14 protein-coding genes and 4 tRNA genes are annotated in these 16,003 nt (G+C 45.5%); 14 read left to right on the top strand and 4 right to left on the bottom strand.

Going from position 1 to position 16,003, the window contains the following annotated elements; translation table 11 throughout:
- Positions 1 to 14: 14 nt before the first annotated feature.
- The 14 genes from TW81_RS16950 to TW81_RS17015 all read left to right on the top strand — a co-directional run bounded on the left by TW81_RS16950 (position 15) and on the right by TW81_RS17015 (position 15,278).
- Complete coding sequence (locus TW81_RS16950) at positions 15 to 842, top strand: protein-glutamate O-methyltransferase (protein WP_045956929.1); 828 nt, start codon at positions 15 to 17, stop codon at positions 840 to 842.
- Positions 843 to 1,084: 242 nt separating this feature from the next.
- On the top strand, positions 1,085 to 1,483 hold the full coding sequence (gene flgB / locus TW81_RS16955) for a flagellar basal body rod protein FlgB (protein ID WP_045956930.1): 399 nt from the start codon (positions 1,085 to 1,087) through the stop codon (positions 1,481 to 1,483).
- On the top strand, positions 1,484 to 1,900 hold the full coding sequence (flgC, locus tag TW81_RS16960) for a flagellar basal body rod protein FlgC (protein WP_045956931.1): 417 nt from the start codon (positions 1,484 to 1,486) through the stop codon (positions 1,898 to 1,900).
- A gap of 16 nt (positions 1,901 to 1,916) precedes the next feature.
- A complete protein-coding gene (gene flgD, locus TW81_RS16965) occupies positions 1,917 to 2,627 on the top strand; it encodes a flagellar hook assembly protein FlgD (RefSeq protein WP_045956932.1) in 711 nt (236 codons plus the stop codon).
- 38 nt (positions 2,628 to 2,665) lie between these two features.
- Positions 2,666 to 3,970: a flagellar hook protein FlgE gene (gene flgE, locus TW81_RS16970; protein WP_045956933.1), complete on the top strand. Its 1,305-nt coding sequence runs from the start codon at positions 2,666 to 2,668 to the stop codon at positions 3,968 to 3,970.
- 214 nt (positions 3,971 to 4,184) lie between these two features.
- Positions 4,185 to 4,934: a flagellar basal-body rod protein FlgF gene (gene flgF / locus TW81_RS16975; RefSeq protein ID WP_045956934.1), complete on the top strand. Its 750-nt coding sequence runs from the start codon at positions 4,185 to 4,187 to the stop codon at positions 4,932 to 4,934.
- Between the two features lie 20 nt (positions 4,935 to 4,954).
- A complete protein-coding gene (flgG, locus tag TW81_RS16980) occupies positions 4,955 to 5,743 on the top strand; it encodes a flagellar basal-body rod protein FlgG (protein ID WP_045956935.1) in 789 nt (262 codons plus the stop codon).
- Positions 5,744 to 5,769: 26 nt separating this feature from the next.
- Positions 5,770 to 6,549, top strand: coding sequence for a flagellar basal body L-ring protein FlgH (flgH, locus tag TW81_RS16985; protein ID WP_045956936.1), 780 nt, complete (start codon positions 5,770 to 5,772; stop codon positions 6,547 to 6,549).
- A 67-nt stretch (positions 6,550 to 6,616) separates the two neighbouring features.
- Positions 6,617 to 7,708 carry a flagellar basal body P-ring protein FlgI gene (locus tag TW81_RS16990; protein ID WP_045956942.1) on the top strand — a complete coding sequence of 364 codons (1,092 nt, stop codon included), beginning with the start codon at positions 6,617 to 6,619 and terminating at the stop codon, positions 7,706 to 7,708.
- A 10-nt stretch (positions 7,709 to 7,718) separates the two neighbouring features.
- Positions 7,719 to 8,627: a flagellar assembly peptidoglycan hydrolase FlgJ gene (flgJ, locus tag TW81_RS16995; protein WP_045956937.1), complete on the top strand. Its 909-nt coding sequence runs from the start codon at positions 7,719 to 7,721 to the stop codon at positions 8,625 to 8,627.
- Positions 8,628 to 8,888: 261 nt separating this feature from the next.
- Positions 8,889 to 10,763 (top strand): flagellar hook-associated protein FlgK, encoded by a 1,875-nt coding sequence (flgK, locus tag TW81_RS17000; RefSeq protein ID WP_045956938.1) that lies wholly within the window; start codon positions 8,889 to 8,891, stop codon positions 10,761 to 10,763.
- Positions 10,764 to 10,773: 10 nt separating this feature from the next.
- Positions 10,774 to 11,967, top strand: coding sequence for a flagellar hook-associated protein FlgL (gene flgL / locus TW81_RS17005; protein WP_045956939.1), 1,194 nt, complete (start codon positions 10,774 to 10,776; stop codon positions 11,965 to 11,967).
- A 371-nt stretch (positions 11,968 to 12,338) separates the two neighbouring features.
- The gene (locus TW81_RS17010; protein ID WP_045956940.1) at positions 12,339 to 13,484 is read left to right on the top strand and encodes a flagellin; all 1,146 of its coding nucleotides are present in this window, start codon (positions 12,339 to 12,341) and stop codon (positions 13,482 to 13,484) included.
- Positions 13,485 to 14,144: 660 nt separating this feature from the next.
- Complete coding sequence (locus TW81_RS17015; protein ID WP_045956941.1) at positions 14,145 to 15,278, top strand: flagellin; 1,134 nt, start codon at positions 14,145 to 14,147, stop codon at positions 15,276 to 15,278.
- A gap of 174 nt (positions 15,279 to 15,452) precedes the next feature.
- Here the strand turns inward: TW81_RS17015 and TW81_RS17020 are convergent.
- The 4 genes from TW81_RS17020 to TW81_RS17035 all read right to left on the bottom strand — a co-directional run bounded on the left by TW81_RS17020 (position 15,453) and on the right by TW81_RS17035 (position 15,981).
- A tRNA-Leu gene (locus tag TW81_RS17020) sits at positions 15,453 to 15,537 on the bottom strand.
- A gap of 127 nt (positions 15,538 to 15,664) precedes the next feature.
- Positions 15,665 to 15,739 (bottom strand) — tRNA-Gln (locus TW81_RS17025).
- A 32-nt stretch (positions 15,740 to 15,771) separates the two neighbouring features.
- Positions 15,772 to 15,856, bottom strand: a tRNA-Leu gene (locus tag TW81_RS17030).
- 48 nt (positions 15,857 to 15,904) lie between these two features.
- A tRNA-Met gene (locus tag TW81_RS17035) sits at positions 15,905 to 15,981 on the bottom strand.
- Positions 15,982 to 16,003 lie beyond the last annotated feature (22 nt).

Here is a 16,003-nt window from a genome sequence, read left to right on the forward strand (position 1 = left end):
TAAAAGAGAAGTTAATGACAGCGATAACTATAAGCGATCAAGAGTATCGTGATTTCAGCCGATTCTTAGAGTCACAATGTGGTATTGTGCTCGGTGATAGCAAACAGTACCTAGTAAGAAGCCGCTTGAGCCCACTTGTCACCAAGTTCAAGCTAGCAACTTTGTCTGATTTGCTGAGAGATGTGGTGACTGGACGCAATCGTGAACTGCGTGTTGCCGCTGTTGATGCCATGACAACAAATGAAACTCTCTGGTTCCGTGATACTTATCCGTTTGAAGTTCTGGCCAATAAGTTGTTGCCGGAAATTGCGGCAAATAAGCGACCTATTAAAATTTGGTCAGCAGCGAGTTCATCGGGCCAAGAACCCTACTCAATGGCAATGACCATTCTCGAAACTCAGCAGCGTAAGCCGGGGATGCTCTCAAGCGTCGCTATTACGGCAACGGATATTTCGGCAAGCATGCTCGATATGTGTCGTGCCGGGGTTTACGATAATTTGGCCTTAGGTCGAGGGCTTTCTCCTGAGCGTCGCCGCAACTTCTTCGAAGATGCCGGTGATGGGCGTATGAAGGTAAAAGATAACGTCAAGCGCTTGGTTAACTTCCGCCCGCAGAATTTAATGGATAGCTACGCATTACTCGGTAAATTCGATATTATTTTTTGTCGCAACGTACTTATTTACTTCTCTCCAGATATGAAGTCTCAAGTACTCAACCAAATGGCTAATAGCCTCAACCCAGGTGGTTACTTACTACTGGGGGCGTCTGAATCATTAACGGGTCTTACCGATCGGTTTGAAATGGTGCGATGTAATCCAGGTATTATCTATAAGCTCAAGTAGAGCTACATTGAATGAAATCATGCCCAGCCATTGCGCTGGGCTTTTTTGTATCTTCACGTCAGTTGTTTGTATACTTTTTATGAGTCATTCCAAACTCTCTAGCAAAATGCCCTTGTTACCGAGTTGGCGTATTTATTGCTAAATATCCAAGTGAAAGTAATGGTGGAAATTTTTTTTATAAAGTTGGTACGCTAATTGCTTTTAATTTAATAGTAACAGTCAGTTCTTGAGTAGAGGTTAACATGGCTATTTCTTTTGATAACGCATTAGGCATCCACCAACATACGGTGGGCGTACGTGAGCGCAATGCAGAGGTGATTTCTACCAACATTGCTCAATCGAACACGCCTGGCTACAAATCGAAAGGAATGGACTTCCAAAAGGCATTGCAGGCGGCAACCTCGGAGGCAAGCATCGGGCTTAGCCGTACCGATAGTCGGCATATTCCTGCCTCTACTAGGGTAACAGGGGAAGTTTTATATCGTCTTCCAACACAACCTGACACGGGTGATGGCAATACGGTTGATGTGGATTTAGAACGTAATTTGTTTATGCAAAATCAGATCAGACACCAAGCCTCACTTGACTTTTTAGGAAGTAAATTCAAGAACTTAACTAAAGCAATTAAAGGGAGTAACTAGATGAGCTTATTCAATGTTTTCAATGTGACTGGTTCTGCAATGAGCGCTGAATCTGTTCGTCTAAATACGACCTCAAGTAACTTGGCAAACGCGGACAGTGTCTCAAGCTCAGCAAAAGACACATACAAAGCTCGCCATGCCGTGTTCGGTGCGGAGTTAAGTAAGGCAAAGTATGGCCGCGACCATACTGTGCCAGTGAAAGTGATGGGTATTATTGAAAGTGATAAGCCGCTTGATGCGGAGTACAACCCAGATCACCCTCTCGCAAACGACGAAGGCTATATCTACAAGCCTAATGTCAATGTGATGGAAGAGATGGCTAACATGATTTCTGCTTCACGTTCATATCAAACGAACGTTCAAGTAGCAGATGCAAGCAAACAAATGCTGCTGCGTACGCTGCAGATGGGTCAATAGGGATAGGAGGTAACGTATGGCCGATGGCATTAATAATGTTGGTCAAAGCGGCTTGTCCTATATAGACCAGCTTAAACAGCTTCAGGACAAGAACAAGCCAAATGAGACAACCGGTAAGCAGGATCTTAAACAAGAAGACTTCTTATCATTGCTCACTAAGCAACTTGCCCAGCAAGATCCATTTAAGCCGGTTAGCAATGACCAGATGATTGCTCAAATGGCGTCATTCGCCACGGTAGACGGAATCGGCAAAATGAACAATCAGTTTGAAACACTGAATGCGTCGATGACATCTAACCAAGCGCTTCAAGCTTCTTCTCTTGTCGGCCGAGACGTACTCGTCCCAGGTGCTTCAGGAGTGAAAGCGGATGACGGCGCAATGGCTGCAATGGTCAAGCTCCCTCAATCTGTCGATAACTTGATGGTGAGAGTGGAAGACCAAATGGGGCAGCTCATTCGTACCTTCGATGTCGGTTCGAAACCTGCGGGTGACAGTCGCGTCGTATGGGACGGCAAAGATCAAAACGGTAATCCATTGCCGGCAGGTAAATACAATGTGAAAGCATCGGGTTTACTAGATGGTAAGCCTAAAGAGTTTGAGGTTTCGACCTACGCGAATGTAAATAGCGTTCTCTTAGGTAAAGGCGATGGTAACGTACTACTCAATCTGGCTGGCTTTGAGTCGCCAGTTCGACTTGCTGAAGTACTAGAAGTTGGCAAAGCGTAACTCTTAGTAGATATGCTAGCTAGATAGGAGATTTTGGAATGTCATATGTTGCATTAAGCGGCCTGTCCGCAGCTCAGTTAGATCTGAACACAACCAGTAACAACATTGCGAACGCGAACACATACGGCTTTAAAGAGTCTCGTGCGGAGTTTGGCGATGTGTACTCGAACTCACTTTTTACTCATGCGAAAACAACGCCAGGGCAAGGTGTGCAAGCCGCCCAAGTTGCTCAGCAATTCCATGAGGGGTCGAGTATTTATACCAACAACCCAATGGACTTACGCATCTCTGGTACTGGCTTTTTTGCTGTAGCCAAAGACAAGCTCACACCAACATCCAATGAGTTAACTCGAAACGGTGCATTTCACCTGAATAAAGATAACTACATGGTAACGGCAAATGATGAGTTTTTGCTTGGCTATCAGGTAAACCCAGACACGGGAGACGTACTTTCATACGAGCCTTCTGCTATTAACATTCCAAAAGAGTTTGGTAAACCAAAACAGACTGCAAACATCGATGTTGGCGTTAACCTGCCAGCTGGTGGCGATCTCAAAGATCCGGCTCTGTTTGACTATACCGACCCTGAAACGTACAACCGTTCTACGTCATCAACGATTTATGACTCTATGGGTCAGTCGTACAAGCTGACGACTTACTATCTTAAAGATCAAACTCAGGCAAACACTTGGCAGACCTACTACACAGTGACTGACAGTGCGGGTGAGAAACCTTTAAACATAGTCGGTGGTGATGCGACTGCGCCAACGGGTCATGTTGGACACACAATGAGATTCAATAACGACGGTACATTAGCAAGTCTGAATAATGGTCAAAACATTGTTTCAGAAGCGTTAGGTGCAGGGGCAAATCCTGTTGATCTTAACGGTGCCGATGTCACTCAGACTCTGTCGTTTGGCCTTGATAGCGCGACTCAGTTTGCCGCCCCATTTGAGCTAACTAAGTTTGATGAAGACGGTGCAACGACTGGCTTCTTGACCAAAGTTGACTTCGATGAAAACGGTAGCGTATTGGGCACTTACTCGAATGGTGAAGCGATTACTTTAGGCCGTGTCGGCTTGGTACGTGTTGCCAATGAGCAAGGTCTCGACAAAAAAGGTGGCACCCAGTGGGATGCAACTCAAATGTCAGGCGCAAAAGTTTGGGGTGAGTCGAACAAAGGTTCATTCGGTACTATTAACAGCGGTACACTTGAACAGTCCAATATCGATATGACTCAAGAGTTGGTCGATTTGATCTCTGCACAACGTAACTTCCAAGCTAACTCTCGTTCTCTAGAAGTTCATAACCAAACGCAGCAGAACATCCTACAAATCCGTTAAGGTTTGTACGGTTTTCAAACGCGCATTTCGCAATCGTCTGAATAGCAAGCTGGTGGCAATGATCAGCTTGCTATTGTTGCCACTGAGGCAAAACCCATCTAAAAATCCGCAATCATCTTGCCGTTTCCTTCCTAACTTTTTGATATTAAATTAATTTAAAAATTGGCACGTCAATTGCTTTATTGGTTCTGAAATGTGATTTTTGGAGCAAATTATGGATCGTGCACTGTTTCTCGCAATGAGCGGCGCTAAGCAAAATATGCAAGCATTGCAGCTCAGAGCTAACAACTTAGCAAACGTCAGTACCACGGGTTTCCGTGCTGATTTGGCGCAAGCGCGTTCGATGCAAGCCTATGGTGATGGCCTTCCTAGCCGAGTGTTTAGCATGACAGAGCGTCCGGGACATAATTTTCAACAAGGTAGTGTGATCACAACTGGTCGAGACTTGGATGTTACGATTCAGGGAGATGGCTGGATTTCAGTATTGGATAAAACTGGCGCTGAAGGTCTGACTCGCAACGGTAACTTTAAGATTGATGTTAATGGTCTGCTGACCAGTGGTAACGGCAATTTGGTGCTGGGGGAGACTGGTGCGCCGATTACGTTACCCATTCCAGTGAGTAAAGTTGAGATTGGTAATGACGGTACTATTTCCGTTGTTCCACAAGGCGCTCCAGCAGACGCGATCGAAGTCGTTGACCGTATCAAACTCACCCGTACCGCGAACCAATCACTTTTCAAAGATGTCAACGGCTTGTTCCGTGCTAAAGATCCTAATGCGGCATACGAAGCGGATGCCAGTGTAAAACTGCTCACAGGTGCAATCGAGGGAAGTAACGTCAACGCGATTGGCGAAATGACCAACTTGATTGACTTGCAACGTCAATTCGAAATGCAAGTAAAAATGATGAGCACTGCAGAAGATATGGATAAAGCGTCCGATTCTCTGCTTCGTATGAGCTAACCAATTTTCAGGAGAGAGTTATGCAACCGGCACTATGGGTGAGTAAAACGGGTTTAGATGCCCAACAAACCAATATTTCAACGATTTCAAACAACCTGGCAAACGCATCAACGGTTGGCTACAAAAAAAGCCGTGCCGTATTTGAGGATTTGTTCTACCAGAATATCAATCAGCCAGGTGGCCAATCTTCGCAAAACACCGAGCTACCAAGTGGTTTGATGCTTGGTGCGGGTTCGAAAGTGGTCGCGACGCAAAAAATCCACACTCAAGGTAACACGCAAACCACCAACAACAGCCTAGATATGATGATCGAAGGTGATGGTTTCTTCCAGATCTTAATGCCCGACGGCAATATCGGTTACTCACGCAACGGTCAGTTCACCGTTAACGATGAAGGTGTCATTGTGACCTCTGGTGCGGGCTACGCTCTAGAGCCTGAGATTGCGATTCCTGAAGATGCTATCAGTATCACTGTCGGCACAGACGGTGAAGTATCAGTACGCGTTCGTGGTCAGCAGGATAACCAAGTGGTCGGTCAGATCGCGACGGTCGACTTCATCAACCCTGGCGGTTTAGAGCCGATTGGTCAGAATTTATACTTGCCGACTGGTGCAAGTGGCGACCCTCAAGAAGGCGTTCCCGGGTTTGATGGCTTTGGTGAAGTGAGACAGTCAATGCTCGAAACATCAAACGTGAACGTAACCGAAGAGCTGGTCAACATGATCGAAGCTCAACGCGTATACGAAATGAATTCAAAAGTCATCTCTGCCGTAGACAAGATGATGAGCTTCGTTAATCAGCAATTGTAGCCGCTGGTTAGGTTGGAGATAACATAATGAAACGAATAATTGCATTGCTTACCGTCGCTGCCATGTCTGGCTGTTCAATGTTAGAGCCGCCGATTGAAACGCCAGATATTACTCAAGGCACAACCACGGTTGATGCTGTTGAGGGGGATAAAGCCGATCAAGACGAAAGCGGCATTATTGATACACTACGTGGTCGTAGTGACCCGGTGGCAGGCGATCCGGCTTGGGCACCTATTCACCCTAAACATAAGCCAGAGCATTATGCGGCGGAAACAGGTTCACTATTCAATAGCGCCAGTGCTAGTAGCCTATATGATGACTCAAAGCCACACGGAATTGGTGACATTATTACCGTCACACTTGATGAAAGTACCAAGGCAGCGAAAAGCTCAGATGCGGACTTATCAAAAAATAATGATGCTTCTATGGATCCGTTAGAAGTCGGTGGTCAGCAACTGAATGTCGGAGACTACAACTTCTCTTACAATCTCAGCAACGACAACAGCTTTAGCGGTAGTGCGGAAGCGAATCAAAGTAACAGCATATCAGGTTCGATTACGGTCGAAGTGATTGAAGTGTTGGCTAATGGTAACCTTGTGATTCGTGGCGAAAAATGGCTAACGTTGAACACGGGTGATGAGTATATTCGCCTCAGTGGTACGATTCGCCCAGACGATATTGATTACGATAATACGATTGCTTCTAATCGTATTTCAAACGCCAGAATTCAATATTCAGGCACTGGAACAAACCAAGATATGCAAGAACCTGGATTCTTGGCACGATTCTTTAATGTCTCTTTGTAAATCCATCTGATGCCGCTTTTTTGGCAGCGCATAAAGTGGGCATAAAGATTAGAACAAGGGTATGGTCATGAAAAAGTTGTTTCTCCTTTTAACCAGTATGATGTTGATGGCAGCATCAGCACAGGCAGCACGTATCAAAGACGTTTCTCAGGTTGCTGGGGTACGTAGCAACCAATTAGTGGGTTACGGTTTGGTCACAGGTTTGCCGGGCACAGGAGAATCGACCCCTTTTACCGACCAGAGCTTTAATGCCATGTTGCAAAATTTTGGTATCCAAATGCCACCGGGTACCAAGCCAAAGAGTAAAAACGTTGCCGCTGTGATTGTTACCGCTGAATTACCTGCGTTTTCAAAGCAAGGTCAAACCATTGATGTGACGGTTTCTTCTATCGGTTCTGCAAAAAGCCTACGTGGCGGTACCCTAATGCAAACTATGCTGAAAGGTCTCGATGGGCAAATTTATGCCGTCGCACAAGGTAACCTTGTCGTCAGCGGCTTTAGTGCGACAGGGGCCGATGGTTCAAAAATTGTCGGTAACAACCCAACTGCCGGTATGATCTCAAGTGGCGCTATGGTTGAGCGTGAAATTCCTACCCCGTTTAGCCGTGGAGATTACATCACATTCAACTTGTTAGAATCCGATTTTACCACTGCCCAACGTATGGCTGATGCGGTCAACAACTTCCTCGGCCCACAAATGGCGTCTGCGGTTGACGCCGCTTCCGTTAAAGTGCGTGCGCCACGTGATATTACTCAGCGTGTGGCATTTTTATCGGCTATCGAAAATATTGAGTTTGACCCAGCAGAAGGTTCGGCAAAAATCATCGTCAACTCCCGCACCGGAACTATTGTAGTTGGCAAGCATGTGAGACTAAAACCTGCCGCAGTGACGCATGGTGGTATGACAGTGGCAATTAAAGAGAGTCTAAATGTCAGCCAACCCAATGCATTTAGTGGCGGAGAAACCGTTGTTGTGCCTGATTCCGACATTGAGATTACCGAAGAACAAGGCAAAATGTTTAAATTTGAGCCGGGTCTAACCTTAGATGATCTTGTTCGAGCTGTGAACGAAGTCGGCGCTGCACCTTCTGATTTGATGGCAATTTTACAAGCGCTGAAACAAGCTGGCGCAATTGAAGGCCAACTGATCGTTATCTAAGGAGTCGAGTATGATTAACAACGGTAATGACATTGGTTTTATTCACGACCTAGCTGGCTTAGATAAACTGCGTAAGCAGGCAGTTGAAGGCGACGAAGGCAGTGAAAAAGCGGCGCTAACCGCAGCAGCTAAGCAGTTTGAAGCGATCTTCACTTCGATGCTATTTAAGTCAATGCGCGATGCCAATGCAACGTTTGAGTCGGGACTGATGGACAGCCAGAATCAGCAATTTTATCGCCAGATGATGGATGAGCAAATGTCTAGTGAACTGAGCTCATCAGGATCGTTAGGTCTTGCCGACATGATAGTTGCACAATTGTCGACTGGCGGCGTGGAAAATCAAAGTGCTAAAGCGCGCAATGATGACTTTGAAACCATGATGGAAAAAATTGATCGTATTCGTCATGAACGCGCGGATTCGACGACCGTCACTAAGCCGACTGAAACACAACCTGCACGTTTTGAATCGCCTGAAACTTTTGTTACTTCAATGAAACCCTATGCCGAGAAAGCGGCACGAGCGTTAGGTATTGATTCCTCGTTACTCCTCGCACAAGCCGCGCTTGAAACGGGCTGGGGGCAAAAGGTGGTGAACAACGCTCGCGGCAGCAGTAATAACCTATTCAATATCAAAGCGGATAGAAGCTGGGCGGGAAACAAAGTGTCCACTCAGACCTTGGAGTATCACCAAGGTGTCCCCGTTAAAGAGAATGCCGCATTCCGTTCATACTCAAACTATGAAGAAAGCTTTAACGATTACGTTCGTTTCCTCAATGAGAATCCTCGCTACACCATGGCGTTGCGTCACGGTGGCAACAACGAAGAATTTATTCGAGGGATTCACCAAGCGGGATACGCGACCGACCCAAGCTATGCCGATAAGGTTTTGAGTGTTAAAGCTCGAATTGATGAAATGTAAACAAACTCACCTCCGGGTGAGTTTTTGAATGTTAAAGCAACGGTGAATTTTTCAATCTATAGCCAGTGAATAGCACGACTTCATCGATTGTCGACTTCCCTCTAGTTCACCGGCTTCTTTTTCTAAGTAAGACGGAAAATAGTTCGTCTTGCTTTCTTCTTAGCATCAAATTCTTTCCAAAATCACGATTGGCATACATATTGCAATTCCTAACTTAGATGTTCAGGTAACACTGATTTTTAAAGGTTTCTTGGGGGCAATATGTCGTCTGATCTTCTGAATCTTGGTTCGCAAAGCGTTCTCACAGCTCAGAGACAACTAAACACCACCGGTCATAACATCTCTAACGTTAATACAGAGGGTTATAGCCGTCAGTCGGTGATACAAGGCACAAATATGCCACGCCAGTTTGGTGGGGAAACCTATGGTATGGGCGTACATGTGGAAAAAGTTCGCCGCTCTTGGGATCAGTTTGCCGTTAACGAGTTGAATGTTTCCACCACCAGCTATGCGCATAAAGTCGATGATGAGGCGAATTTGGAAATGTTGTCCAATATGCTTTCGTCAGTGGCATCCAAGAAAATACCAGAAAATCTTAACGAGTGGTTTGATGGAGTTAAATCACTTGCTGACAGTCCTAATGATGTCGGGGCGCGCAAAGTTGTGCTTGAAAAAGCGAATTTGATCACGCAAAACCTCAACGACTTCCATGAAACAGTACGTCGTCAGTCTGATGTGACTAACAAGAAACTTGATTTGGGTATTGAACGAGTGAACCAACTTGCTCTAGAGATTCGTGACTTGCACCGCTTGATGATGCGTACTCCTGGGCCGCATAACGATTTGATGGATACCCATGAAAAATTAGTGGCGGAACTGTCGGAGTACACCAAGGTTACGGTGACGCCACGAAAAAATGCCGAAGGCTTTAATATTCACATCGGTAATGGTCACACACTGGTTTCAGGAACTGAGGCGAGTGAACTGAAGATGATTGATGGCTACCCAGACGTTCATCAACGCCGTTTGGCGATGATCGAAGGTAAGGGCATTAAAGCGATCACTACCAAAGATATTGATGGCAAAATCGGCGCGATGCTGACGATGCGCGACGAGAAAATTCCGCAAATCATGGATGAGCTCGGCAAGCTTGCCACCTCTTTTTCTTTTGAAGTGAATAAGCTCCAATCTCAAGGTTTAGATCTTAGAGGCAATATCGGTGGTTTGATTTTTACCGATGTGAACTCGGAAGTGGTTGCCAAGTCGCGTGTGGTGACCTCATCGAATTCAGAAGCAGATCTCGCCGTGTTCATTGAAGACACTAGTCAGCTAGTTGGTGGGCAATACTCACTGCAGAACGTTGACGGTGATTATTATGTTACTCGTCCGTCAGGCGAACAATTTATCGTCCCTGTTGTCGATGACTCGATTTCCTTAGATGGCATTCGTATTGATATTCGTAATGATCTCGAGTCAGGAGAGCGCGTTTTAATTCGACCAACTCGCAGTGGCGCGGCTCAGATGCGTATGGCGACCAACGATCCTAGTGACATTGCAGCACAGAGTTATGAGGCGTCTACTACGTTCGCACAGGGGAGTGCCAAGTTCAATATCGAGAAAGCGGGTGACCTGCGTGAGTTTGAGGTGATTATTTCTCCTGATGGTCTTCAGTTTGCCGTTACCGATACCAAAGGCAAAATCCTGCTCGAGCCACAAGCGTATCCGCCGTCAGGGTTAGTTACCGTGCAAGGGACTTCGTTTGAGTTAACCGATGGCGCTTTAGCGAATGATAAATTTACGGCAAACCTTGTCCCCTCGGAAGGCGATAACGGCAACTTGCTGAAAATGCAAAATATCCAGACCGATAAAAAGCTCAATGATGGTGAGTCGACCGTTCTCGATATTTACCACAACCTCAACACCAACGTCGGTCTGCAAATGTCAACGGCGTCTCGTCTCACCGATGTTTCACGTCTAGAGAAAGAAGCCGCACAAGAACGCGTTGCTTCGATTGCCGGGGTGAACTTGGATGAAGAAGCCGCCAATATGATGAAGTTTCAACAAGCGTATATGGCTTCATCTCGCATTATGCAGGCTGCGAATGACACCTTTAACACCATTCTTGCGTTGAGATAAGGAGGCGTAAATGATGAATCGTATTTCTAGCTTCCATAATTATCAATCGGTACAGAATGATTTACGTCGTTCTGAAGCGAAAGTACATCATAACCAGGCTCAATTGGCTTCGGGTAAAAAGCTGATGCGCGCGAGTGACGATCCACTAGCCACTCACTACATCCAAAACATTGGTCAGCAAAAAGAGCAGCTTCGCCAGTTTACTGATGCCATTACGCTTTCACGCAACCGCCTAGAACACCATGAAGTGATTATCTCTAACGCAGAGTCGTTCACAGACGAAGCAAAGCGTACCGTCATGGAGATGATTAACGGTGCTTTGTCTCCCGAAGACCGTGAGGCAAAAAGTCGTGAAATTCAGGAACTCGCAAGTAATTTCTTGAACCTGGTTAATGTTCAAGACGAGTCAGGGAACTACATCTTTGCGGGGACTAAGCCGAAGAACCAGCCATTTTTCCGTGATAGAAATGGCGATGTGGTATACGCCGGTGATGATTACCAACGCAAAATGAAGATTTCGAACAGTTTAGAGATGCCGATTAACGATCCTGGCAGTAAATTGTTCATGGAGATAGATAACCCATTTGGTGATTTTGAACCTAACTATAACCTTCAGGACGCATCAGAATTGTTGCTTGAGAGAGCCATCAATATTGATCCCGATGACGACTCGACTTACAAAGTGACTTTTGTTGATATGCCGGAAGGTAAATACGGTTATCAACTTGAGCGTGAAGGTTCTGTAGTGCAAGCCGATGTCTTTGATCCCGCAGTCGGCATCAAATATGAGGGCGTGTCAATTCAGGTCAAAGGGCAAATCAATAAAGGGGATGAAATCACCCTTGAACCTAAGCGCACTTACAGCATTTTTGAAACATTTAGAGATGCGATGGAACTGTCTAAGGGTTCGGTCTCTGACGTGTCAAATACCGCGCAGTTACATCAGATTACCCAAGAATTTCATGCGGCATTTATTCATTTAAACAAAGCTCGCACCGATGTTGGTGCTCGTTTAAATACGCTGGATATTCAAGAAGAGCAGCATGACGATTTCAAAATGACGTTGGCGAAATCCAAGAGTAATTTTGAAGATCTAGATTACGCAGAAGCGATCATTGAATTTAATGAAAACTCACGCGCGCTTCAGGCATCTCAGCAAGCATTTGGCAAAACCAAAGATCTTACTTTGTTCAACTATATCTAATCTCACTGCCTTATGTGCCATGCCATAAGTGCGAGATAGATATTGCCGATGAGATAGCAATCTCTGATAAGTAGTGGCAATCGAGTGGCAAAAGAGCGGCAAAGCGGTTGCCGGTGTACGTGAAGGTAAATTGCTCAAAATGAGCAAAAAACAAACTTACTATATAAGTTGCTAATAAATATGATGAAATTAATTTATTTGGTAACTGTTTTAAAATTGGCACACAACTTGAATTAGGTTAGTGCAGAGTTAAACAAATTCGTTTTAAGTAGTCGATAGAGCTACTTAGCAAGTCATTACGGTCAGTGCTTCCAAATGAGACAAAGCTGGCCGCTTCGCAAGCACTTGCGAACTCAATAGGAGAGCAGAGTATGACCATTACAGTAAATACTAACGTGTCGGCGATGACCGCTCAGCGTTATTTGAACAAGGCCACTGGAGAACTTAACACCTCCATGGAACGTTTATCGTCAGGCCAAAAGATAAACAGTGCGAAAGATGATGCCGCGGGCTTGCAGATCTCGAACCGATTAACGGCTCAGTCTCGTGGTCTTGACGTTGCAATGCGTAACGCAAACGATGGTATCTCTATCGCTCAAACTGCCGAAGGTGCGATGAATGAGTCAACGTCGATTCTTCAACGTATCCGCGACTTGTCCTTGCAGTCTGCGAACGGCACTAACTCAACGTCAGAGCGTCAAGCACTGCACGAAGAAGTTGCGGCACTTCAAGATGAATTAAACCGTATAGCTGAAACCACATCATTCGGTGGTCGTAAGCTACTTAACGGTTCGTTTGGCGAAGCGTCTTTCCAAATCGGTGCGAGCTCAGGTGAAGCGATCATCATGGGTTTAACCAGTGTTCGAGCGGATGAGCCTCGTATGGGGGGCCAAACCTTTATTTCTGACCTTGAACAGGCGAAGAACAAAGATTGGGGTGTTCCTGCGAATGCCAAAGATTTGAAGTTTGAGTTCACGACCAAAGATGGCGAAGCGATAACGTTAGATGTGATTGCTAAAGAAGGCGATGATATCGAAGAGTTAGCCACTTACATCAATGGTCAAACTGACAAACTAAAAGCGTCGGTCGATCAAGACGGTAGGCTGCAAATTTTTGCCGCGGAACCTAACTTAGAAGGCAATCTGAATATTTCTGGTGGCCTTGCTGGTGAACTTGGGTTGAACGGTGGCCCTGGCGTGCAAACAACAGTGCAAAATATCGATGTACGCTCGGTTGGTGGTGCACAAAATGCGGTAGGTATCATTGACGCTGCGCTGAAATACGTTGATTCACAACGTGCTGACCTTGGTGCAAAACAAAACCGTTTAAGCCACAGTATCAATAACTTAGCTAACATCCAAGAAAACGTTGAAGCATCGAACAGTCGTATTCGTGATACTGATTTCGCGAAAGAGACAACAGCGATGACGAAAGCACAAATTCTGCAACAAGCAGGTACTTCAATACTTGCTCAAGCGAAACAGTTGCCAAACTCTGCAATGTCACTATTGCAGTAGTAGTCAAACGCTTCACTGACATAAACCTAGACGTAGGGTCAGTGCGGTTTTGACGGCAAACATAAATGATAAGGTTTTGGGGCTCTCTCTCACACCTGCTCCATCACTGGAATCATTTATGTAGCGCGGTAGCCTGGTTGTGATCATTTCTCTCGATCTCCGTACAGGCATTGGCTACCAAATAGCCCCGGTTCTCTCAAAGGAAAAGGGGCTTTTCTTTATCTAAATTTCGCGCCCAACATGTAATGCCGTTCAGAATAAATACTTGGCCATTCTTGCTGGTTAAAATCGTTATAGATTTTGTAGGTAAGTCAAATAGCTAGCTGCAATCTATGCCTCGATCTAAAGGATTTTTTCTGCGCAATTATCTGAGCACCTACTTATCCCGATTGGTATCAGTGATAGCTGTGTTTGTTTGCAAACGTCTAAACAGCGCGCTTTATCGACCAAAATCAGCAAATCTTTAGCTATTCATGTCAACTCTGTCGTATCGATCAATATCTGTCTATTTCCATTGTCTTTTTGAATTTAATCTCCAATTTGCTCTAAAGTTAATCAATTTTACGTCGCTAATAAGGTTACTTTGAGAGAACTAATTGGTTTGCCGAGACGTCGGAAACCTTTACCTCCGGTGTACGAAAATCAATAGGAGAAACCACTATGGCGGTTAACGTAAATACAAACGTTTCGGCAATGACAGCACAGCGTTATTTAAACAGTGCGACAACAGCCCAACAAACGTCGATGGAAAGACTATCCTCCGGCTTTAAGATCAACAGCGCGAAAGATGATGCAGCGGGTTTGCAAATCTCGAATCGCTTGAACGTACAAAGCCGTGGTTTAGATGTAGCAGTACGTAACGCAAATGATGGTATTTCGATGGCACAGACTGCTGAAGGTGCAATGAACGAAACGACTAACATTCTGCAACGTATGCGTGATCTATCCCTTCAATCTGCCAACGGTTCTAACTCTAAGTCTGAGCGTGTTGCGATTCAAGAAGAGATCACTGCTCTAAATGACGAACTAAACCGTATCGCAGAAACCACTTCATTTGGTGGTAACAAGCTACTTAACGGCACGTTTGATACTAAGTCATTCCAGATCGGTGCTGATAATGGTGAAGCGGTAATGCTAACCATGAACAATATGCGTAGCGATAACTCAATGATGGGTGGTAATAGCTATGTTGCTGCCAATGGTCAAGGTAAAGATTGGGCTGTACAAGATGGCGCGAATGATCTGACCATTGCGCTCACTGATAAATTTGGCCAGGAGCAAACAGTTACCATCAATGCGAAAACAGGTGATGATATCGAAGAGCTCGCTACCTACATTAATGGTCAGACAGACTTAGTAACGGCTTCTGTAGACCAAGACGGCAAGCTTCAGTTATTCACGGACAATAATCAGGTGGATGGCGTAGCCGCTTTCAGTGGCAGCTTAGCGGGCGAACTTGCTATCGGTGATGCTCAGGCAGTGACTGTTGACACCATTGATGTGAGAGACGTTGGCGGTGCACAGCAGGCGGTAGCGATTGTTGACTCAGCGCTTAAATTTGTTGATAGCCATCGTGCGGAGCTGGGTGCATTCCAAAACCGCTTCAACCACGCTATCAATAACTTAGACAACATTAACGAAAACGTGAATGCATCTAAGAGCCGCATTAAAGACACAGACTTCGCGAAAGAGACGACGGCGCTTACTAAGTCGCAGATCCTGTCTCAAGCGTCAAGTTCAGTTCTTGCACAGGCAAAGCAAGCGCCCAACTCAGCGTTGGGGCTTTTAGGCTAAAGAGCTAATCTTTAGGAATCAAAAGTCATGACTTAATTAAAAACCCAGCTACGGCTGGGTTTTTTGTAACCACAAATCTTGTATATAGATCCTATTATAGGGCTAAATACGTCACTGTGAGAGCGGTCTAGATAAAAGAAAACCCAGCTAAAAAGCTGGGTTTTCTTTGAATAGTGGTGCGGAAGGAGAGACTTGAACTCTCACACCTTGCGGCGCCAGAACCTAAATCTGGTGCGTCTACCAATTCCGCCACTTCCGCAACATAATCTGTATTCACAATGCTAATTGGTAAAAGCAGTGTGAAGTTGTATGGCAGGTCTACCTGGATTCGAACCAGGGACAATAGACGAGGCATCAAAAGATGTTATCCACTGAACCTAACAATATGGCAGGTCTACCTGGATTCGAACCAGGGAATGGCGGCATCAAAAGCCGCTGCCTTACCGCTTGGCGATAGACCTGCAGTGCTTTCCAAAGAAAGACTTAAAAGAGATGGTGCGGAAGGAGAGACTTGAACTCTCACACCTTGCGGCGCCAGAACCTAAATCTGGTGCGTCTACCAATTCCGCCACTTCCGCATCTTGAAACTACGTGATTATTAGCTTAATGCTATTAATCGAATTATATGGTGGCTACGACGGGATTCGAACCTGTGACCCCATCATTATGAGTGATGTGCTCTAACCAGCTGAGCTACGTAGCCAAATGGTGCGGAAGGAGAGACT

The sequence above is a fragment of the Vibrio galatheae genome (assembly GCF_000967545.1).
In the GTDB taxonomy this organism is placed as follows: domain Bacteria; phylum Pseudomonadota; class Gammaproteobacteria; order Enterobacterales; family Vibrionaceae; genus Vibrio; species Vibrio galatheae.